The sequence below is a fragment of the Agathobaculum butyriciproducens genome (assembly GCA_003096535.1).
Classification (GTDB): Bacteria; Bacillota; Clostridia; order Oscillospirales; family Butyricicoccaceae; genus Agathobaculum; species Agathobaculum butyriciproducens.
Window position 1 is genome coordinate 535,265 of sequence record QEKJ01000001.1, and the last position, 19,546, is coordinate 554,810.

General features: G+C 55.6%; 16 protein-coding genes. 8 read left to right on the plus strand and 8 right to left on the minus strand.

Going from position 1 to position 19,546, the window contains the following annotated elements; genetic code table 11:
- Positions 1 to 624: 624 nt before the first annotated feature.
- Positions 625 to 1,671, minus strand: a complete 1,047-nt coding sequence (locus C7386_RS02470; RefSeq protein ID WP_110435498.1) for a LacI family DNA-binding transcriptional regulator — start codon at positions 1,669 to 1,671, stop codon at positions 625 to 627.
- A gap of 524 nt (positions 1,672 to 2,195) precedes the next feature.
- Here C7386_RS02470 and C7386_RS02475 point away from each other — a divergent pair.
- The 4 genes from C7386_RS02475 (at position 2,196) to C7386_RS02490 (ending at position 7,142) form a co-directional block, all read left to right on the plus strand.
- Entirely contained in the window at positions 2,196 to 3,203 is a 1,008-nt protein-coding gene (locus C7386_RS02475) for a sugar ABC transporter substrate-binding protein (protein ID WP_110435499.1), read from the plus strand.
- A 268-nt stretch (positions 3,204 to 3,471) separates the two neighbouring features.
- Positions 3,472 to 4,482, plus strand: a complete 1,011-nt coding sequence (gene iolG, locus C7386_RS02480; RefSeq protein WP_110435500.1) for an inositol 2-dehydrogenase — start codon at positions 3,472 to 3,474, stop codon at positions 4,480 to 4,482.
- Positions 4,483 to 4,606: 124 nt separating this feature from the next.
- Positions 4,607 to 6,256 carry a solute:sodium symporter family transporter gene (locus C7386_RS02485; protein WP_165815436.1) on the plus strand — a complete coding sequence of 550 codons (1,650 nt, stop codon included), beginning with the start codon at positions 4,607 to 4,609 and terminating at the stop codon, positions 6,254 to 6,256.
- Between the two features lie 97 nt (positions 6,257 to 6,353).
- A complete protein-coding gene (locus tag C7386_RS02490; RefSeq protein WP_110435502.1) occupies positions 6,354 to 7,142 on the plus strand; it encodes a TIM barrel protein in 789 nt (262 codons plus the stop codon).
- 48 nt (positions 7,143 to 7,190) lie between these two features.
- Here C7386_RS02490 and C7386_RS13360 read toward each other — a convergent pair whose 3' ends face one another.
- Complete coding sequence (locus C7386_RS13360) at positions 7,191 to 7,373, minus strand: hypothetical protein (RefSeq protein WP_165815437.1); 183 nt, start codon at positions 7,371 to 7,373, stop codon at positions 7,191 to 7,193.
- Between the two features lie 34 nt (positions 7,374 to 7,407).
- Between C7386_RS13360 and C7386_RS02495 the strand changes: the two genes are divergently transcribed.
- A complete protein-coding gene (locus tag C7386_RS02495) occupies positions 7,408 to 7,824 on the plus strand; it encodes a YjdF family protein (RefSeq protein ID WP_110435503.1) in 417 nt (138 codons plus the stop codon).
- A gap of 22 nt (positions 7,825 to 7,846) precedes the next feature.
- On the opposite strand, the gene C7386_RS02500 is transcribed toward C7386_RS02495, so the two are convergent.
- A complete protein-coding gene (locus C7386_RS02500) occupies positions 7,847 to 8,872 on the minus strand; it encodes a YeiH family protein (RefSeq protein ID WP_116704757.1) in 1,026 nt (341 codons plus the stop codon).
- Positions 8,873 to 8,997: 125 nt separating this feature from the next.
- Positions 8,998 to 9,393: a pyridoxamine 5'-phosphate oxidase family protein gene (locus tag C7386_RS02505; RefSeq protein WP_110435505.1), complete on the minus strand. Its 396-nt coding sequence runs from the start codon at positions 9,391 to 9,393 to the stop codon at positions 8,998 to 9,000.
- A 174-nt stretch (positions 9,394 to 9,567) separates the two neighbouring features.
- Between C7386_RS02505 and C7386_RS02510 the strand changes: the two genes are divergently transcribed.
- Both C7386_RS02510 and C7386_RS02515 read left to right on the plus strand, forming a co-directional pair.
- The gene (locus C7386_RS02510; protein WP_110435506.1) at positions 9,568 to 9,909 is read left to right on the plus strand and encodes a winged helix-turn-helix transcriptional regulator; all 342 of its coding nucleotides are present in this window, start codon (positions 9,568 to 9,570) and stop codon (positions 9,907 to 9,909) included.
- Positions 9,910 to 9,951: 42 nt separating this feature from the next.
- Positions 9,952 to 10,860: an asparaginase gene (locus tag C7386_RS02515; RefSeq protein WP_116704758.1), complete on the plus strand. Its 909-nt coding sequence runs from the start codon at positions 9,952 to 9,954 to the stop codon at positions 10,858 to 10,860.
- Between the two features lie 133 nt (positions 10,861 to 10,993).
- Here C7386_RS02515 and C7386_RS02520 read toward each other — a convergent pair whose 3' ends face one another.
- Genes C7386_RS02520 through C7386_RS02530 form a run of 3 tightly spaced genes read right to left on the minus strand, consistent with a single transcriptional unit; the run spans position 10,994 to position 16,336 of the window.
- Complete coding sequence (locus tag C7386_RS02520; RefSeq protein ID WP_110435508.1) at positions 10,994 to 14,341, minus strand: ATP-binding protein; 3,348 nt, start codon at positions 14,339 to 14,341, stop codon at positions 10,994 to 10,996.
- Entirely contained in the window at positions 14,310 to 14,942 is a 633-nt protein-coding gene (locus C7386_RS02525) for a DUF4194 domain-containing protein (protein ID WP_110435509.1), read from the minus strand. The genes C7386_RS02520 and C7386_RS02525 overlap by 32 nt, the downstream gene beginning before the upstream one ends.
- The gene (locus C7386_RS02530) at positions 14,939 to 16,336 is read right to left on the minus strand and encodes a Wadjet anti-phage system protein JetA family protein (protein WP_110435510.1); all 1,398 of its coding nucleotides are present in this window, start codon (positions 16,334 to 16,336) and stop codon (positions 14,939 to 14,941) included. Before C7386_RS02530 ends, C7386_RS02525 begins: the two co-directional genes overlap by 4 nt.
- Positions 16,337 to 16,521: 185 nt before the next feature.
- On the opposite strand from C7386_RS02530, the gene C7386_RS02535 reads away from it, so the two are divergent.
- Entirely contained in the window at positions 16,522 to 17,871 is a 1,350-nt protein-coding gene (locus tag C7386_RS02535; RefSeq protein ID WP_110435511.1) for an MATE family efflux transporter, read from the plus strand.
- 186 nt (positions 17,872 to 18,057) lie between these two features.
- Here C7386_RS02535 and C7386_RS02540 read toward each other — a convergent pair whose 3' ends face one another.
- Positions 18,058 to 19,008 carry a calcium/sodium antiporter gene (locus C7386_RS02540; RefSeq protein WP_110435512.1) on the minus strand — a complete coding sequence of 317 codons (951 nt, stop codon included), beginning with the start codon at positions 19,006 to 19,008 and terminating at the stop codon, positions 18,058 to 18,060.
- Between the last annotated feature and the right edge of the window lie 538 nt (positions 19,009 to 19,546).

A 19,546-nucleotide genomic window follows, 5' to 3' on the forward strand; every position in this document is an offset into this window, starting at 1 on the left:
AGCCGCTCAAGCTGTTTTCGTACTGCTACACATGCGGTTAGTCTACGCTGGGTGCGGCACAAGGTGAATTGCCCGTAGGGCAAGAGAAGGTCCCCTGGGGGATAATAGTGCCGCACAATTCGTTGGCACGTTATATAATAGACAGCACCTGCGAATTTAGATATTTAATACCATTTATCTTCGTAGGTGCCGTGCGTTACAACGTGCGAAAAAGTTGCGCAACACTCCTGCGTTGATTGAACCACCTGTGTAGCAGCAAGGAATCCGGCACTGCGTAGAGGTAACGAAATGGGAGCACACTGTGCTCCCCTACGGTAGAAAAATCCTCTGCCGTTCCCCCTTTTTCGAAGCGGTCACCGCTCTCCGATTTTCGCCAGACTATCTAACAAGGGAAAGGCAGGAGTTCAAAGAGGAAGGGAAACCGCAGGTGTTCCTTCCTTTTTGCCCCTGCGGCGGGTGCCGCACTCTCCCGCGCTCCGCAGAGCGCAACTCTTTCGCTGAGATTCAGTGAAAAACTCCCCGCCCGTTAGGAACGAACACGCCTGCGCAGTTCGCGTACCCCATCTATTCGGTGCAAAAAGAGACAGAAAAACGGCACAGCCAACGCTGTGCCGTTTCGCTTATTTATTCGATATTCTGTGCGCAGATAATGGAAATTTCCGAACCCTTATTACTGTTTTCCGGCTGAATATTCTTCTGCAGCAGGTCTGCGAGCAGGCGCAGCGGCTGGCTGCCTTGCCGGAACAGATCCTGTGTGATGGTCAGATCAAGCGAGCCGTCGAGCAGCATTTGCTTGCGGCGCGGCGACATATCATGTGCGATCACACGCACCTGCTGATCCATGCCTGCAGCTTTGAGTGCGTCCACGCAGCCGGTAACGCTGCGGTTTGCCATATAGATGGCCGCCGGCGGATTGTCTGACTGCAGCGCCGCCGTGACGCGGTTATAGGTCAAACGGTAGTCGTTATAGGTCTCCTCAATCTCGATCTGCGAGGAAGAGAAGCCCTTTTTCTTTAGATGCTCGCAGAAGCCGTCTAAACGGGTGCGGTGGCCATCGTACTCCAGATTACCCGCCATCGCCAGCACACGCGCGTTTTTCGGCACGCACTTGCTGAGCAGCTCGGCGGCAATACGGCCGCTTTGTGTGTAATTTTGACCTACAAAGCACAGACGGCGGCTGTTCGGCAGATCCGAGTTGAACGTGATGCACGGAATGCCCTGTTCGGCCAATTCTCCGATGCGTGCTTCGATCGAAATATCATTTAATGCACACAGTGCGATGCCCTGCGCACCCCAGTTTACCAGCTCGTCCAGCAGCTCGATCGTCTCGCGCGGAATATCTGTTTCACAAGTGCACACACGCACCTCAACATCGCGCTTTTCCAGCTCGGAACGCGCAGCCTGAATGCCTCTCGGGACATCCTCGTGGAACGGACCGCTCCAGTTTGGCAAAAGCACACCCAAACGCACAGGTTTGAGCGGCAGCTTTGCCTCTGCGGCCTGCCGATGCGCCTCCTTCGGAGAAAGATAACCGGTCTCCTGAATGGCATTCAGCACACGCGCACGCACATCCGCGCGCACATACGAACGATTATTTAATACACGGTCTACCGTGCCGCGGGAAACACCCGCAAGCTCAGCAATCGTTTGAATCGTTGGTCTTTTGTTCATAGTCCTTCACCTTTTCGTAATTACTCTTTAATATTATCCTGCATCTTTGCGATGTTTCTTTTCTCTGTGCTTATTATACCATATTTCTGTGCTTTGTGAAGACAGGATCTGTGCTTTCCTTCTTTCTGTGCATTTGCACATACCGCTTTTGGCACAAGTTTTCCGATATATCCGGTGCTTTATGCTCTATTTTTCATTTTTTTCAAAACTATGTGCGATATTCTGTGTTTTTCACAGAATGTGTGCTTTGTACGACATATACAATTACACACATCGAACCTTGTGACTGCCCTTGTTTCCCGCATATTTGTTTTGTATTTTTCGATTTATACGCATTTTACGCGCATTTTATCCGCTTATTTTGACATTTTTTCATTCGAACGATTTCCACACCGGCAAATTACCTGTTGACACTTTCGTACCCGCTCGCTATAATAAGCACATAAACAGCACATAGCACACAATCGCACAGTGCTGAGAGAGAGACAAGAGAAGAAAAACGAAAAAAGAAAGGGAGACACACTATGAAAAAGAGACTGTTAGCAGCCCTGCTCACCAGCGCCCTCGCACTCAGCCTGACCGCTTGCGGCGGCGGCACCGATTCTTCCGCAACCGACGGCGGCGACACCGCCTCCACCCATGACGGCCCGTACAAGATCAGCATGGTGCTCAAGACCAACGCTGCCGAGTTCTGGAACATTGTTCAGGCAGGCGCTGAGGCATATGAGGATGAGCACCCGGATCAGGTCAGCCTGGACATCAAGGGTCCTCCGGCTGAGACCTACTACGAGGAGCAGCTCAACACCATCCAGACCGACCTTGCGGTTGAGTCCTACGACGGTTACCTGATCGCTCCGCTGCAGTCCGAGGCTGTTGCAACCGCTATCGCAAACACCGACAAGCCGGTTGTAGCATACGATACCCGCATTGATTCCGACAAGTGCCTCGCATTCGTCGGCACTGGCAACAAGGAAGCAGCCAAGGAGGGCGGCAAGGCCGCTGTTGAAGCTGCAAAGGCAGCCGGCTGGACCGATATCAAGTGCATCGAGATCGCAGGCGTTCAGGGTGACGCAACCAACACCGCCCGCATGGAAGGCTACCGCGAAGGCGTAAACGAAGCCGGCGGCGAGTTCCTTGATGCAGAGACCCAGTACGCTAACGCAACTGCTGACCTCGCTGTAACCGCGATGGAAGGCATCATGAGCAAGTATCCGGAAGGCGTTGCCATCATCTGCTCCAACAACGACGATATGGCGCTGGCAGCTGCCCGTACCGCAAAGGACAATCCGAACTATGCAAAAACCATCTTTCTCGGCTTTGACGGCCAGAAGTCCGCAGTAGAAGCCGTTCTGAACGGTGAGCTGACCATGACCGCTGCACAGAACAACTTCGACATCGGCTACAAGGCAGTTGAGACCATCGTGAAGATCCTGAACGGCGAGGAGTACGGCGACGTAGACACCGGCACCGAGATCATCACCAAGGACAACGCACAGGCTCGTCTGGATAACTTCGCAGACTGGCTGAAATAATTCCTTGAAATGCACGCATTTCAAGGAGATGGGAAACACCGCGGCTTTGCCGCGGATGATTCCCGGGCGAAAATCAGCGTGTCGCACAGCGGCACACCGATTTTCTTACTTGTAAAAAAACGCAGATACATGCTCCGCGTTTTTTTGTGAAGGCAACGCCTTCACGATTTAATACCGCCTGCGGCGGAAACTATGTATGGAAACGCGCTCCAACGCTTCATACAAACCTCTCTTTTTATTCCAAATGTTCATTTAAGGAGGAACACCCATGAAAGTAGGTATTATCGGTGCGGGTCGTATCGGTAAGGTACATGCGAAGAATATTTCCATGTTCGTACCGGAGATGGAGATCAAGACCATCGCTGACCCGTTTATGAATGAGCAGACCGAGGCTTTTGCCAAGTCCTGCGGCATTCCGAACACCACCAAGGACGCAAACGACATTCTGAACGATCCCGAGATCGATGCAGTTCTGATTTGCTCCTCTACCGACACCCATTCCAAGTACATCATCGAGGCTGCTCACGCAGGCAAGAACATCTTCTGCGAGAAGCCGATCGATTATGATCTGGAGAAGGTTCACGCTGCCATCAACGCGGCCAAGGAAGCCGGCGTTAAGCTGCAGATCGGTTTCTGCCGCCGCTTCGACCACAACCACCGCGCAGTTTACGACATGGTTCGTGACGGCAAGGTCGGCAAGGTCAACATCATCAAGATTTCCTCCCGCGATCCGGAGCCGCCTCCGGTATCCTATGTTAAGGTTTCCGGCGGTATCTTCTACGATATGATGATCCACGACTTCGATATGGCCCGCTTCCTCGCAGGCAGCGAAGTTACCGAGGTAAATGCAGTTGGTTCCGTTCTGGTCGATCCGGGCATCGGTGAGGCCGGCGACGTTGATACCGCGCTCGTTACCCTCAAGTTCGCAAACGGCGCGATCGGCGTGATCGACAACAGCCGCAAGGCAGTTTACGGTTACGACCAGCGCGTTGAGGTATTCGGCTCCGAAGGCTGTGCCGAGGACCAGAACGACACCCCGAACACCGCTGTTCTGTCCACCGCAGACGGCGCTGTACACGGCGTAGCCTACAAGGTAATGTGGGACCGCTACACCGGCGCATTCGTTGCCGAGATGCAGGCGTTCGCAGATGCCGTTATCAATGACAAGGAGACTCCGGTTACCGGCGAGGACGGTCTGTATCCGGTACTGATGGCAGCTGCTGCTACCAAGTCTCTGCACGAGGGCCGTCCGGTCAAGATCTCCGAGATCGAGGCTTAATCACAACTTAATTTTCACACCACGCACACAGTCTAAGCAATGTGCTAAAACCGTTGGTGCGCTATGCACCAACGGTTTTTCTATGCAAATTTGAGGGAGTTAGAACAGAGAAAATGTTATTCACTTGCGTAACCTTTGTATTTTTACGATTTTAGTTGCGGTCATCTCCTATGTTAAGACCAAGGGCGATGACCAGACCACCGCTGACGGCTACTTTCTGGCAGGCCGCGGTCTGCCGGGTGTCGTTATCGCAGGCTCGCTGCTGCTGACCAACCTTTCTGCAGAGCAGCTTGTCGGCACAAACGGCCAGACCTGGGCGATTGGCATGAGTCCAATGGCGTTCGAAGTAATGGCGGCCACCGCACTCATCGTGCTGGCGCTGTTCGCCGCACCGCGCTACCTGAAGAGCGGCATCACCACCATCCCGCAGCTGCTCGGCGAGCGCTACGACCGACCCACCAAGCTGTGGTTCTCCATCGCTTACATTATTCTGTATCTGTTCGTGCAGATCCCGGTAATCCTTTACTCCGGTTCGCTGGTGTTTGAAAACATTTTCAATCTGTCCGGTATCCTCGGCATTACCAAGTTCCAGTCCATCGTTATCCTGTGTATCCTTATCACTATCATCGGCTCGATTTACGCTATCTTCGGCGGTCTGAAGGCTGTTGCAGTATCGGATACCATCAACGGCGTGGGCCTGCTGATCGGCGGTCTGATGATCCCGTTCCTGGCACTCAACGTGCTCGGTCATGCCTCCGGCAGCGAGAGCAGCGTGGCCATCATGGACGGCGTGCGCTACCTCGTTCGCAACCACGCCGATATGCTCAACTCTATCGCTCCGGCGCAGAGTGAAGCACCGGCCGTTCCGTGGCCGACCGTGTTCCTCGGTCTGGTATTCCTCGGCTTCCAGTCGTGGTGTACCCACCAGTCGTTCATCCAGCGCGTACTCGCCGCTGAAAACCTCAAGGAAGCACAGAAGGGCGCACTCTACTGCGCGTTCCTGAAAATCCTTGGCTTTATGTTCCTCGCTCTGCCGGGTGTTATCGCTTACGCGATCTTCAACATCGAGGGCACGCAGGTTTCCATGATGGACGATGCCTACCCGGCACTCATCACCCGCGTTGTACCGCAGCCAATCATGGGCTTCTTCGCCGCTGTTATGTTCGGCGCGATCCTGTCCTCGTTCAACTCGGTTCTCAACTCGGTCAACACCATGTTCACCATGGATATCTACAAGGAATTCATCAACAAGAATGCAAGCGAGAGCAAGCTGGTTTCGGTCGGCAAGAACATCGGCATCGTGTTCGCCATCTTCTCCGTGATCGTCGGTCCGATGGTTTACTTCTTCCCTGCCGGTCTCAAGACCTTCCTCGACTCGTTCGTTATGCTGGTTGGCCTGCCGGTTCTGTCCGGCGTATTCGGCGGCTTCTTCTTCAACTGCCTGCCCAAGTACAGCGCCCGCTTCATCATGGTGTTCCACATCATCTGCTACGGCGGTTTCATGCTCCTGTCCCCGAGCTACTCGCTGTTCGGCGGCAATGAGGGCAGCATCCACTACCTGTACGCCGTATCTATCCTGTGGCCGCTCGAGATGCTCATCATGTACCTCATGCACCGCCGCAACAAGAGCAAGGGCGCTGAGGTTTGGGTGCAGCAGGATGTCGGCGCGGTAGACCTGACCCCGTGGAAGTACAGCAAGCTGGTCAGCGTGATCGTTATCGTGTGCGTGCTGCTGGTTTATCTGGCATTCTCTCCGCTCGGCATCGGAGCATAATTTTGGGAAAACAGCGTTGCATATCCGCTGCGCTTGATGTATCATCAATTTACAAGAGTAAGACAACCGAAACAAGAAAATTTGGAGGTAATTTATTATGGCACTGAGAAAATGCGCTTGCATCGATACCCTTTACACCGAGCTGGACTGGCTCGACCGTTTCCAGGCTGCAAAGAACGACGGCTTTGAGGCCGTAGAGTTCTGGGACTGGCGCATCCGCGATCTGGATGCGACCCGCGAGGCTGCTGAAAAGGCCGGCATTGCAATTTCCGGCTTCAACGGCGACGCGGATTACTCGCTCGTAGACCCGACCCACAAGCAGAAGTATCTGGACTACCTGAAGGAGTCCATCGCAGCGGCTAAGAAGGTTGGCGCAGCCAGCGTTACCATCCACTCCAACGCACTGGGTGACGGCGGCATTGTAGTAAACCACTACGACAACCTGTCCCACACCGTAAAGCTGTGCTCGATGTACGACACGCTGCTCGCCTGCGCTGAGCTGGCCGAGAAGGAAGAGATCAACCTCAACCTCGAGGCGCTGAACATCACCACCGACCACGTCGGCAACTTCCTCGCTACCACCCAGATGGGCGCTGAAATCGTTCGTCTGATCGGCTCTCCGCGTCTCAAGCTGCTGTATGATGTATACCACATGCAGATCAACGAGGGCTGCATCTGCGATACCATCTCCAACTACGGCGATACGTTCGGCCACATCCACGTTGCTGATGCTCCGGGCCGTCATGAGCCGGGCACTGGTGAGATCAACTATAAGAAGGTTATCCGTCACCTCGAGGAGTGCGGCTACACCGGCCGTGTCGGCTATGAGCTGTTCCCGCTGACCGATACCGCAACCGCCGTTAAGGCCATCATGGAAAACGCCTAAATCTCTCTTTCTTTCAAGTCCCTGTGCTGTATGGTACAGGGACTTCTGTTATGCTATGAGGCAGGCATATCGAACCTGCAAATCAAAATCTTCAACCGCATCCTGCATTTCCATGCTATAATAAAACTGCAAAGATAAAAACGCAACGTGCACTCCGTGCACCAGAGCCGGTAGGTAGCCCGGCCGTCCTGCTTTTGCAGGGTAAGTAACCTGCCCCTCCGGGTTGTCCATTCTTTGTTCATTTATTTTTCAGGAGGGAAAAACAATGGACAAAGTAATTGGCAGACTGACCGTATTTTTTGAGGACCCGTTCTGGGTCGGTGTATTCGAGCGGATCGAAAACGGCAGGTTATTCGCGGCAAAGGTAACCTTCGGCGCAGAGCCGAAGGAGCCGGAGCTGCTGATTTACCTGCTGCGGCACTACTACCGATTGCAATTCAGTCCGGCTGTTGAGACTGCCGTAAAGCCTGCACACCGCAATCCCAAACGGGCACAGCGGGAAGCCGGACGGCAGACCGCGCAAGTCGGCATCGGCACCAAATCGCAGCAGGCGCTGCAGCTCCAGCAGGAGCAGAATAAGCAAGTGCGCAAGCGCCGGAGCCGTGCGCGCAAACAGACCGATGCCAAACGGCTTTATGCACTCAAACAGCAGCAAAAACGCGAAAAGCACAAAGGACATTAGTCCTTTGTGCTTTTCTTTTCGCTTAGAGGAACCCGAGCAAGTGCTGCATCGCGATGCTGACGCACGCGATAGCGACCCAGCAGCAGAATCCCATGAAAATCGGCTTGCCGCCGGTCTTGACCAGCTTTACGATATTGGTATTCATGCCGATAGCCGCCATCGCCATAACGATAAAGAACTTGGACAGCGTCTTGAGCGGCGTAAACACGCCTGCCGGTACGCCGACCGTGGTGCACACCGTGGTGATGATGGACGCGAGCACGAAGTACAGGATAAACATCGGGAACGCGCGCTTGAGCGAGAAGGCTTCGCCGCCCTGGCTCTGCTCGGTCTTGGCCTTGTGGGTGCGCCACAGCGCCAGTACGAGCGTGATCGGGATGATCGCCAGCGTGCGCGTCAGCTTGACGATAGTAGCGATTTCCAGCGTATTGCTGCCGTGGATGCCGTCCCACGCGGAAGCGGCTGCCGTTACGGACGAGGTATCGTTGACCGCCGTGCCCGCAAACAGACCGAAGCCGTGGTCAGTCATGCCGAGCATGCCGCCGAGCGTCGGGAAGGTCAGCGCCGCGATGACGTTGAACAGAAAAATAACCGAAATCGCCTGCGCGATCTCCTCATCGTCCGCGCCGATAACCGGAGCGGTTGCCGCGATCGCTGAGCCGCCGCAGATGGACGAGCCGACACCGACCAGCGTCGAGATGTTCGACGGCACCTTCATCGCCTTGCACAGCACGAACGACACGATGAGCGAGGTGCTGATGGTCGAAACGATGATCGGCAGCGACTGTGCGCCGACCTTTGCAATCTCGGACAGGTTAAGACCGAAGCCGAGCAGGATAACCGCGTACTGCAGCACCTTTTTCGATGTAAAACCGATGCCCGGCTGCACCTTGGTCTTGTTCTTCCAGAACAGCGTGAGCACCATGCCGATCAGGATGGAGAATACCGGTCCGCCGACAACCGGCACCGCCTGTCCCAGCAGCCACGCCGGAATCGCAATGCACAGGCACAGCAGCATTCCGGCGCCGTTTTTCTTGATAAAATCCATTGTTTTACCCCCTTATTAAACCGAATATTAGTATACACTATTCCTGCCAGTCAGTTCAATACTCAGTTCGTGCAGAGGGAAAAAGAAATCAGCCTGCAGGCTCTTTGCAGGCTGATTGGGACTGTTTAGAACTGATACGGCGGATTTCCGGAGAAATCAGCGATACTGCCGTGTGCATCCTCGAGATAGAACACCTCAAAGATCGGGTTGGTCGCCTCGCCGTACTGGCTCTTGACGATCGGGTTCTGGATGCACATCTCCTTGGCAGCCATGTTGTTCTCGAAAACAGCCTTGCCGTGCAGGCGAATCCATGCGTACTCCGGGCTGGAAACCGAGATTTCGATCTCCGGATTGCTCCGCATGTCCTTGTAAACGTCCTTAGTGTTGTTCGTGCAGAACCACAGCTTGCCGTCCATCTCGCCCGAGAACATGAACGGACGGCACTTTGCCTTACCGTCACGGCCTACGGTTGCCAGATACTGTACCGGATTTGCCTGCAGAAATTCTACGACCTTGCTCATGATAAATACCTCCATGAAAATTTTATTTTCTTTTTCTATATTGGGATTGCTTTTCCCTTTCGGTGATTCTATAATAAAGCCGTAGTGACAATCTGTAAAGTAAGCACAATATTGTGGTGTAGTTACCCAAAAGATACTATTGGCGTAAATCGCGTTAACAAGGAGGTTTTTCTCATGGAACTGACCGAATCGACCGCAAAACAGGAGCTGCCCGCCTGCCCTGTCGAGACCACACTGACGCTCATCAGCGATAAATGGAAGGTGCTCATCCTGCGTGACCTGATGAACGGCACCCTGCGTTTCGGCGAACTGAAAAAGTCCATCGGGCACGTCACGCAGAAGGTTCTGACCGCACAGCTGCGCCAGATGGAGGCCAGCGGTCTGCTGACGCGCAAGGTCTATGCCGAGGTGCCGCCGCGTGTGGAATACACGCTGACCGAACTCGGGTACAGCCTGAAACCCGTGATGGACGCCCTGTGGAAATGGGGAGAAAATTATCAGGCACAGTGCCGTTAATCCGGCTTTCTATCCGTAAAAACAACTTTCAGGAGGAAAATCATGCCTCATATTTTAATGATCGCCACCGGCGGCACGATTGCATGCTGTGAGACCGTACACGGTCTTTCCCCCGCTCTGGACAGCGCCGCGCTGCTCGGCGCACTGCCCGAACTGTCTGCGCTGTGCACAGTTGAAACGCTCGATCTCATGCAGCTGGACTCGACCGACGTAACCGCCGCCGACCGTCAGCGCATGGCACAGGCGGTCTGGCAAAACCGTGAGAAATTCGACGGCTTTGTGCTCACGCACGGCACGGATACGCTTGCGTACACCGCCGCGCTGCTCACCCACCTGCTGCCGCATTTCGATAAGCCGCTCGTGCTGACCGGCTCCATGCTGCCGATGGGCGTGCCGGACTCGGATGCGCCGCGCAATCTGCTGGATGCGTTCCGCACTGCGGCAGACGGACGCGCAGGCGTGTACGCCGTGATGAACGGTCAAATTCTGCACGGCAGCCATGTTTTCAAGCAGCATTCGACTGAGATTGACGCATTTCTCTCGGCAAATGCCGCACCGGCAGGCGAAATCCGTGAGAGTGAAGTACACTGGAACACACCTGCGTCTGTCTCCTCCGGTGAACCGAAACTTGTAGAACAAATCGACACCCACATTCTTCCGGTGCGCCTGTCCCCCGATCTCGACCCGTCATTCTTCTCCGTGCTGCTCGGCTACCCCAAGGTCGTACTCGAAGCCTTCGGTGCAGGCGGCGTACCCGCCCGTCTGGAATCCGCCGTGCGCGACCTGATCCAAAGCGGTACGCGCGTGTATATCACCACACAGTGCCCGGAAGGCGGTGTGCACCTGCACAAATACGAGGTCGGACGCCGTGCCGAAGCACTCGGTGCGATTTCTCTCGGCAGCCGTACCTTCGAGGACGCGCTCGGCGCACTCATGTGCGGTGAATTGTAAGATATTCTGCCCGCAAAGTACAATAAAGTCAGAATATCCAGCCGTATAGAAGGACTTCGCCTGTCCAACGGGGCAGCCTGTCCGAAATCACACAAAAATCCCGCCTTCTCACGCGAGAAAGCGGGATTTTTCTTTACTGTGCATTCTCCTTGCTGAACGGCAGAATGTGCATCCGATACTTATGCTTATCGACCAGCAGCGTTCTATCCGCGATCGGCATGATATCCGAAACCTTATCCGGCGGGGTGCAGATGATCGCCTGCAGACCCATTTTGCGCAGCAGACGCACGCTTTCGATGATGCGTTCGCTGTCCATCTTGTTGAATGCCTCATCGAACACGACCAGACGCACGGTGTTGCCAAAGCTGGACGTATCGCTCACGCGGTACAGCTGCGCAAACGACGCCAGAACCGCGATATAGAACGGCGTCTGCGTTTCGCCGCCCGACTTGGTGTTGAGCGTCTGCGACAGCAGCTGCTTGGAGCCGTTCTGATCGGTGGTCTCCAGATCGAACTTCAGATAGGTGCGGAAGTCGGTGTACCGCTCGATGTTCTCCTGCAGCTCACTCTGCTTGCGGGCGTTGAGCTGGGTATCGTCCGCCATGGTGATCTGGCTGAACAGCTTGTCGATCAGCGGACCGTATTTCTCCTGAAACTGTGCGGAAAACAGCGTAATATCGCCTTCCATCAGCTCCGGCGCCATAATCATGTCGTAATATTCGGCGTAATCCGGATTGCGGTCCACACGGAACTGGTAGCTGTCCGTGCCGAACTGCGCCTGCCGCAGTGCCCGATTGAGGTTCTTGACCTGATCCTGCACCTGCTCGATGCTGCTTTTCAGCCTGGACAGGAAGTCGTTCTGGAACTGCTCCATCGCACTCTCGCGTGCGGCACGGATTTTGGTGCGGTACTGCGGCAGCTCGCTTTCCTCGAGCACACGGCGTTCCGCATCGAACTCCGCATTGTCATCTGCCTCCACGCGGAACGAGCACGGCCCCAACCGCTCGACATATTCTCGGCGCGCCCGCAGGAGTGCCGCGCGGGCGTTCTCCATCTCGTTGACAACCTGTGCATGGTGGCTGCTGAAATTGCGGTACACGATATCCGGCCGATGCAGACGCTCCAGCTCCTGACGATAGCGCGGCAGACCGATATCGTCGCGGTAGGTCTCCGAGAAGGTTTCCGCCAGCCTGCGCTCCATTTCGGTGCGGCTGTGATACTGCTCGGGCAGGATTTCCTCGTCCAGCTGACGAATACGCTCCTCCAGCTTGGCCTTGTGTGCGATCTGCACCTCGCGCTGATGACTCAGCGCCGCAATCTCGTCGCTGATCTCGGCGATCAGCTGCTTCTGCTGATCCAGCCACAGCAGGTCGAGATGGGAAACCTGCTCGTCGATCGCGTTGATCTCCTCCTCCAGTTCCGCGCGGTACAGAAAATCCGCCTGCCGCTGCGGTACGATGTTTCGCACATAATATGGTGTCAGCATGGGCGCTTTCTGCTGAGAAACTGCCTGCCAGATGGGTTTCCGGTGCGAAATCTCGGTCTGCAGTCCGGCGGCCTCCTCCTCCAGACGAGCGATACGCAGCGTGACCGCATGACGGCCGATGAACGCATCCTCCATACGGTCTCTGCGAAGCGCACGCGCCACATAGCCCTGATACAGCATACCCTCATCCGTGATGGCGGTCCGATACCCGCGCAGCTGCTCAACCGTGTCGCAGCACATCACGCGCCCGAGCAGATAATCCATGTAGGTTCGCGCAAGCGCGTTTCCGGTCTCCACCTTTTCCGCAAGACTGCCGCTCTGCGGGTCGATATGCTCACGCTCGCGCAGCGTGCCGATATCGACCAGACCGTAGGCGTTCAGGCTTTTTTCCCACTTGAGTTTGTTGTAAATACGCAAAGCCTGCTCGTAATATGCCGGTTCAACCAGAAAATAAAACTTCTGGTTGTTGAGATAGCCTTCCACGGCACCGCGCCAGCGCTCATCTTCAATTTCCAGCACATCCGCGAGAATATCTACCGCAACCGGCGTTCCCGCCTGCTGCTCCAGTTCCTCCTCCAACTTGGCACGGAACGGCAGCAGTCCGCGCGGATAGTCCTTGATGTTTCTGCGCAGATCGGCAAGCGCAGTCTGCTTTTCGGTCAGCTGCTGCTGCAGCTCTGCAACCTTATCGCCAAGCTGATGCGCCGCCTTCGCCAGCGCGTCCGACAGGGCCGCTGCCGCCTGCCGGGCGTCCTCGAATACGGTCTGCTCCTGCGAGAAGATTGCGCATTCGCCGCTCGACAGCCGTGCGTAGGTACGCTGCACCTGCTCTGCCGCCTGCTGCACTGGAATGAGCACCTCCTCGGCGTCCCATGCAAGCGCGGTCTCGCACAGGTGCGTCAGCCGCAGCGCCTCCCGCTTGATCTCAAGTGCGTCGCGCTCCATCTCCTGCACCAGCTTGCTCTGCTCGGTCAGCAGCGACTGCTTCTGGTTGCCCAGCCGCTCGCGCTCCTGATAGGTGTCGCTCTGTGCATAATCGCGGTCCAGCTGACGGCGGCGTTCCTCCTTCGCCTGCACCTGCCCGGCCAAATCCTCAATCGCGGTGTCCGCCGCGGTCAGCTCGGACAGGCAGTTTCGCTTTTCCTGCTCGCGGCTGTCGATCTGCGCCTGCATGTCCTCCTTCTGCGCCCACTGCACAAGGAAAGACTGCACGCGCCAGCGGTCCACCGAGCGCGTCATTTCGCGGTACAGCGTGCTGATCTCCTGCAGCGCGGTCAGCTTTTCCTCCTGCTGCTGCGCCAGCTGCTCGTGCCGCTTGTAGTTGCGGATGTTCTGCTGCATGGCTTCGATATCCGGCTTATCCGGAATATCGCAGATATTTTCGGTGATAAACTGCTGAATATCCACGATTGGGCGGAACGACACCGCCTTTTTCATCATGCGGAGCACCTGCTCGTTGTGCACGTTCCACCGCGAGAGCATATTGCGGCGGTACTCCCACTGGGTATCGTACACCTCGGCGCGAGAGAAATTCTGCTTGAGGAATTTGCGCAGGTCGTGAATATCCATCGCCTCGCCGTCCTCGACAAAGCAGTTTTCCGGCAGTTTTCCGACATAGATAAAGAAATGATCGTGCTTGCTGCCGTCACTGCGACAATCGAACATCACGCCGCACACGAAACTATTGTGCTCCACATCGTCCTCAAATTCACAGACAATATAGGTCGAAAAGTCCTTGCCTCTGCGGGAATACGGGTTATTCTCGTCCATATCGGCACGCAGATAGCCGTCCAGCGTGCGCTGTGAGCGCTCATTGGCCGCCAGATTGAAGTTGCGCGCATTGGTCTCACCAAGCAGAACGATCTGCAGCGCATCAATTACCGTGGACTTGCCGGCGCCGTTTTTGCCGGTCAGAAAGTTCACATCACCGACCTCGATGACCTCCTTGCTGAAATACAACCAGTTAATCAGCAGAATCTTCTTCAGTTTCTTCATCGGCGGTCTCCTCCTTTCGCAGCACGGCTGCGACCTCATTCAATCGTTCGCTCGAAACGGCAGTCTGAATGGTCGGCAGGATGGCAAATCTGCAGTCAGCCTGATTAAATTTTCCCTCGATGCGCTGCAGAATCGAGTGGTTTTCAAACACGGTCAGCGCCCGCTTGACCTCCTCCATATTCGGCTTAGCCGGCAGGATGGCGTAGTCGGTCACGATCTTTTCGAGCACCTCGCGCACGCTGCAGAGCGCGTCCTGCTCGAGTCCCAAGCGCTCCTGGCTTTCGTCGTACAGCATGCGCAGAGCGAGCAGAATCGCGGTCTCGCGCTTGGACAGGATGCACCGGTTGGCTTCATCTGTGTTCAGCACATAAAAGTAGCCGTTTATGTCGTCGCGCCGCAAATCCCAGTCAAGCAGGCTGAGATACTCGCGCACGGACTCATAATGAATGGACAAAAAGGTGTAGTCCGGGTTGCTCACCCGTCCCCTGCCCGGACGGTACAGCGTGCGCACCACATAGGTGCGGCTGAGCAGCTGATTGCACACCGCTTTGAACTGCTCCAGCTCCTTTGCGGTAGCGGTATTCAGAAATTCCAAATTCATTCGTTGTTCTCCTTCCGGCTGATCTGCAGCTCCGGAATAGCATAGCCGTTTTCCCGGCGTTCGCCGTCCAGCTCCTGCACCGTGAAATCCGCCGAGCGGTCGCCGCCAGTCAGCACCGCCAGCAGGCTCATTACATAGTCCTTATCATTCTCGAGCGGAATATCCTCCGAGCGGCACACATCGCTTTCACCGAGCCAGCCCTGCACATACGCTGCGATGGCGCCGCGGCCATACTCCGAGCGCAAAAGTGCAGCCGCCTTTGCGGCGGCTGCCGTATCCGCTTCGGTCTCCTGCACGAGCACAGGCGCGGCCTTTGTCCGCTTGCCCGGACGCTTGCGGTACCACAGGCTGCTCTCGGACAGGCAGGTCTGCTCATACAGCCGGAATACCGGCTGAATCGTGTCCACCAGATCGGCGGCACGCCGGTTGCGCGACAGCGCGGTCAGCACCGTGTGCAGGTTGCCGCGGATATTCTGATCTCGGTTGGTCAGGTTTTCGATCTTCTGCGTAGCCGCACGCGTGTAGCGGCGTACCTGTGCATCGATCTCATCCAGATAATCGCGCTCGAGATTGTCGTAGCACTCCTGTATCCAGTAAATTTTGCGAAGAAGATCGGCGCGGCAGTTCTCCGGCGTGTCGCCTCGGCGGTCAGCCAAAGCGGCATTCGCCATGGCGATGAGCAGTTCATCGTTCTCCGCCCAGTCGTTTAATACATTCTGGATGGAAATGCGGTATTTCGGCACGGAATCCTTGATCTTGAGCGGACGGATGTACGCCTCCATCACCTTCTGCCCGAAATCATCAAAGTGCGATGCAAGCACTTCCCCGACATTGTGCATGTCGATCTGCATCTGGAAATAATGCTTGACGTTATGATACACCATCTGCAGCAGATTGATGAGCGCGCGCGTGTTGTCATATGCGCCGTAGACAGCAGCCATTTTGTCATACACGTTGTCCGACTCATGCGCGACCTTGAGCGTGGAATAGGTGCCGAACACATACGAATAGCCGCGTGCAGGCGTGTCCTCGCGCAGCGCGTGGAACAGCTCGAGCAGACGGCTGCTGCAGCCCGGAACCGTAATGTATTCCCGAAAGTCTGTGCCGCGCTCCTTTTCAAACCAGCCCTTGCTGCCCAGCTTGCGGATGAGGAAACGGGCACGGCCGGAAATATCGCGCAGCTCATCCTCGTCGATGTCCTCGCCCTCGAAGGTAGCCTCGGACAGCTGCTGCTCGAGACGGCTCCGCAGCATGGAATACAGCATGTCCTCGGGCAGCTTCAGCTTTTCGCGGTACGCCGTGTACAGCACATCGAGTGCATCCGCGTACAGCGCACGGTTCGGTGACGCCAGCGGCGAAAACAGCTCGTCCGGCACGGCTTCAAAAAATTTCATGTCCTCTATCCTCCTCTGCGGCGCAAAACGATAGATTCGGCACGCAAATTGCTTTTCTATACAAAAATATTATACAATTTCCGAGGAAAAATTACAATGATGAAATCCGTTTCCCGCGTATTGCGCCGCTGTCCGCCGCATGATAAGATAATGCTGTAACCCTCATGCAAGGAGAATCCTGTTTCATGGCACAAACAAAACACAAGGAGATGGACATGCTGCACGGCGGTCTGGCCGGAAAACTCATTCTTTTCGCGCTGCCGCTGGCGTTCAGCAGCATTCTGCAGCAGCTTTTCAACTCGGCAGATGTGGCCGTTGTCGGCCGGTTTGCGGGTGATACGGCGCTGGCGGCGGTCGGCAGCTGTGTGGCGCTCGTCGGTATTTTTGTCAACCTGATCGTCGGACTGTCGGTCGGGCCGAATGCCGTGCTCGCGCTGCTCATCGGGCAGAACAACCGCGAGGAGATCAACCGCACACTGCACACTGTTATCACATTCGGCGCGGCGCTCGGCGTAGGACTGATGATTGTCGGCTGGCTGACGGCAAAGCCCATTCTCGTGCTGTCCGGCACGCCGGAAAGCGTGCTCGATCAGGCGCTGCTGTACATATTTATCTACTTTTTGAGCATCCCGTTCATGCTGGTGTACAACTTCGGCTCAGCCGTTCTGCGCAGCTACGGCGACAGCCGCCGCCCCATGTACTACCTGCTTATCTCCGGCACGGTGAATGTCATCCTCAACCTGTTTCTCGTCATTGCGCTGCAGCTTGGTGTGGCCGGTGTGGCGATCGCGACCGTTATCTCCAATGTGCTGAGCGCAGGTATGGTGCTCACCCACCTTGCACGCCGGAATGACGATTTCGCGTTCCGGTTCCGACGTATGCACATTGAAAAAACGCCGCTCCTCCGCATTCTGCAGATCGGCATTCCCGCCGGTATTCAGGGTGCGATTTTCTCGATATCCAACGTATTTATCCAGAGCGGCATCAACTCATTCGGTGAAAATGCCATCGCAGGTTCATCTCTCGCACTGAATTTTGAGTATTTCACCTACGATATTGCCAACGCCTTCGCGCAGGCGGCTGTCACCTTCACCAGCCAGAACTACGGCGCAGGTGACCTCAGTCGCTGCAAAAAGATTTTCCGTTACTGCATGCTGTTCGGCGTGGTGTTTACCGAGATTCTCAGTGCGGTATTCATGATCTGGGACGACTTTTTTGTCAGCATTTACACCACGAGCAGCGCCGTCGCGGCGTTTGCCATCAGCCGCATGCGGCACGTCTGCTCGCTCGAGGGTCTCACCGCCACCTATGAGGTCGAAAGCGCGGCGCTCCGCGGCATGGGCAAATCGCTCGAGCCTGCCATCTTCACCGTGCTCGGCACAGTTGTATTCCGACTCATCTGGATGGCGACAGTTTTCCGTCTCGTGCCCACGTTCGAGATGCTGATGGACGTTTACGTTGCCTCGTGGGTGTTCACCGGCGGAGCGCTGCTGATCGTCTATCTGCGGCATATGCGAAAGGTTTCGCACGCATAACTTCAGAAAGCACGAAAACCGAGGTACACGCCCCGGTTTTCATGCATTTGCTTCGCAAATAATACTATTTCATGTGCGCTGCCGCGCGGCAGCGTCAGCATCGCGAAAACGGACTTTATTGACAGACTGACCGCAGGTGTCCCTTCCTTTTCGCCCCAGCTGCGGGTGCGGCAAACCCGCGATAGATTATCGCATAATAAGATACACTGTATAGACAGCATACGTTGCTACCATGGCGATACCCGGCACACGTCCGAGCTTGCCCTTGCGCGCCGGCAGATAAAATACCGCGCTGATGGCAATCAGGAACAGACAGTCAACGATAGAGGTCGCCTGTACCGGAATCGGCGTGATGACCGACGAAACGCCGAGAATGAGGAAAATATTAAACAGGTTTGAGCCGATAACATTACCCATCGCAATATCGTTCTGACCCTTGCGGGCAGCAACGATGGAGGTAACAAGCTCAGGCAGGCTGGTGCCCATGGCCACAATGGTCAGACCGATGAGCGTTTCACTCAGGCCGAACATACGCGCAATGCCGGTCGCGCCGTTTACGGCCAGCTGACCGCCGATCACGATGCACGCCAGACCGAGCAGGATATTCACCCAGATCATCGCAGCGGACATGGGTGCTTCCGCTTCCTCGGCCTCGGCTTCTGCAGCTGCGGCAGCAAGCTGCTCGCGGTTCTGCAGTGCGGTGCGAATCTGGTATGTCAGGATGAATGCGAATATAATCAGCAGTACAACGCCTTCCCAGCGGGCGATGGTCAGGTCGGGTGCGATGGCGCCCAGCAGCAGCACAGCCGCGAGAATGGACAGCGGCCAGTCACGGCGGAGCAGCGTTTTATCCATCACAAGCGGGCAGACAGCGGCGGACAGACCAGCCACCATCAGCAGATTAAAAATGTTCGAGCCGACAACATTGCCGACCGCAATCTCGTTTGCACCGCGCAGGGCCGCGGTGACACTGACCGCCAGCTCCGGCATGGACGTGCCGAACGCAACGATGGTCAGACCGATCAGCAGCGGTGATACGCCCAGCTTGCGCGCCAGTGCGGATGCACCCGCAACAAACTTATCCGCACCCCAGATCATAAGTGCAAAGCCGATCACCAGAAATACAAATGACAGCATACAGTTTCCTCCTTCGTTTCCGGAAAATCTCGGACAGCACCGCTCCTTCACGGCAATGCCCTTGTCCCCAACAGTGTACATGCTTACGAGGGAGTTTTCGCTCGATTTCCGGCTGCAGAGCACAAAAAAAGACTTTTACCGCATACTGCGGTAAAAGTCTTGCTGCTTACGGCTCGGTACGGATTGACTTTTCGTCAATCGGGCTTGTCGGCACCGACCACGCGCTCTCGCGTGAGCTACTCCCTTTTACAGTAACTATCATATGGGAAAAAAAGCGATTAGTCAAGCCGAACTTGTGGAAATGTACACAATCTTTACGGGACAGCCCCTTATAGCAGTTCAGACAAATACTACAACAAGTGCGCGCATACAGCACGCAAATAGCATCGTCAATTTCATTCGCCATGCGCCTAGCATGGCTTCATAAAATTTCCTTGCTCTTTACGCGCTGTATACGTTACTTTTGCTGCATTATTTATCTAAACTGCTATAATTCACGAAAAAATCTTTACAAGTCCCTCGTGAACCTATATACTAT

Bases quoted from the DNA above. Each gene is read 5' to 3' on its own strand.
- C7386_RS02470 (WP_110435498.1), bottom strand. From the start codon at position 1,671: ATGAACAAAAGACCAACGATTCAAACGATTGCTGAGCTTGCGGGTGTT.
- C7386_RS02475 (WP_110435499.1), top strand. From the start codon at position 2,196: ATGAAAAAGAGACTGTTAGCAGCCCTGCTCACCAGCGCCCTCGCACTC.
- iolG (WP_110435500.1), top strand. From the start codon at position 3,472: ATGAAAGTAGGTATTATCGGTGCGGGTCGTATCGGTAAGGTACATGCG.
- C7386_RS02490 (WP_110435502.1), top strand. From the start codon at position 6,354: ATGGCACTGAGAAAATGCGCTTGCATCGATACCCTTTACACCGAGCTG.
- C7386_RS13360 (WP_165815437.1), bottom strand. From the start codon at position 7,373: ATGGACAACCCGGAGGGGCAGGTTACTTACCCTGCAAAAGCAGGACGG.
- C7386_RS02495 (WP_110435503.1), top strand. From the start codon at position 7,408: ATGGACAAAGTAATTGGCAGACTGACCGTATTTTTTGAGGACCCGTTC.
- C7386_RS02500 (WP_116704757.1), bottom strand. From the start codon at position 8,872: ATGGATTTTATCAAGAAAAACGGCGCCGGAATGCTGCTGTGCCTGTGC.
- C7386_RS02505 (WP_110435505.1), bottom strand. From the start codon at position 9,393: ATGAGCAAGGTCGTAGAATTTCTGCAGGCAAATCCGGTACAGTATCTG.
- C7386_RS02510 (WP_110435506.1), top strand. From the start codon at position 9,568: ATGGAACTGACCGAATCGACCGCAAAACAGGAGCTGCCCGCCTGCCCT.
- C7386_RS02515 (WP_116704758.1), top strand. From the start codon at position 9,952: ATGCCTCATATTTTAATGATCGCCACCGGCGGCACGATTGCATGCTGT.
- C7386_RS02520 (WP_110435508.1), bottom strand. From the start codon at position 14,341: ATGAAGAAACTGAAGAAGATTCTGCTGATTAACTGGTTGTATTTCAGC.
- C7386_RS02525 (WP_110435509.1), bottom strand. From the start codon at position 14,942: ATGAATTTGGAATTTCTGAATACCGCTACCGCAAAGGAGCTGGAGCAG.
- C7386_RS02530 (WP_110435510.1), bottom strand. From the start codon at position 16,336: ATGAAATTTTTTGAAGCCGTGCCGGACGAGCTGTTTTCGCCGCTGGCG.
- C7386_RS02535 (WP_110435511.1), top strand. From the start codon at position 16,522: ATGGCACAAACAAAACACAAGGAGATGGACATGCTGCACGGCGGTCTG.
- C7386_RS02540 (WP_110435512.1), bottom strand. From the start codon at position 19,008: ATGCTGTCATTTGTATTTCTGGTGATCGGCTTTGCACTTATGATCTGG.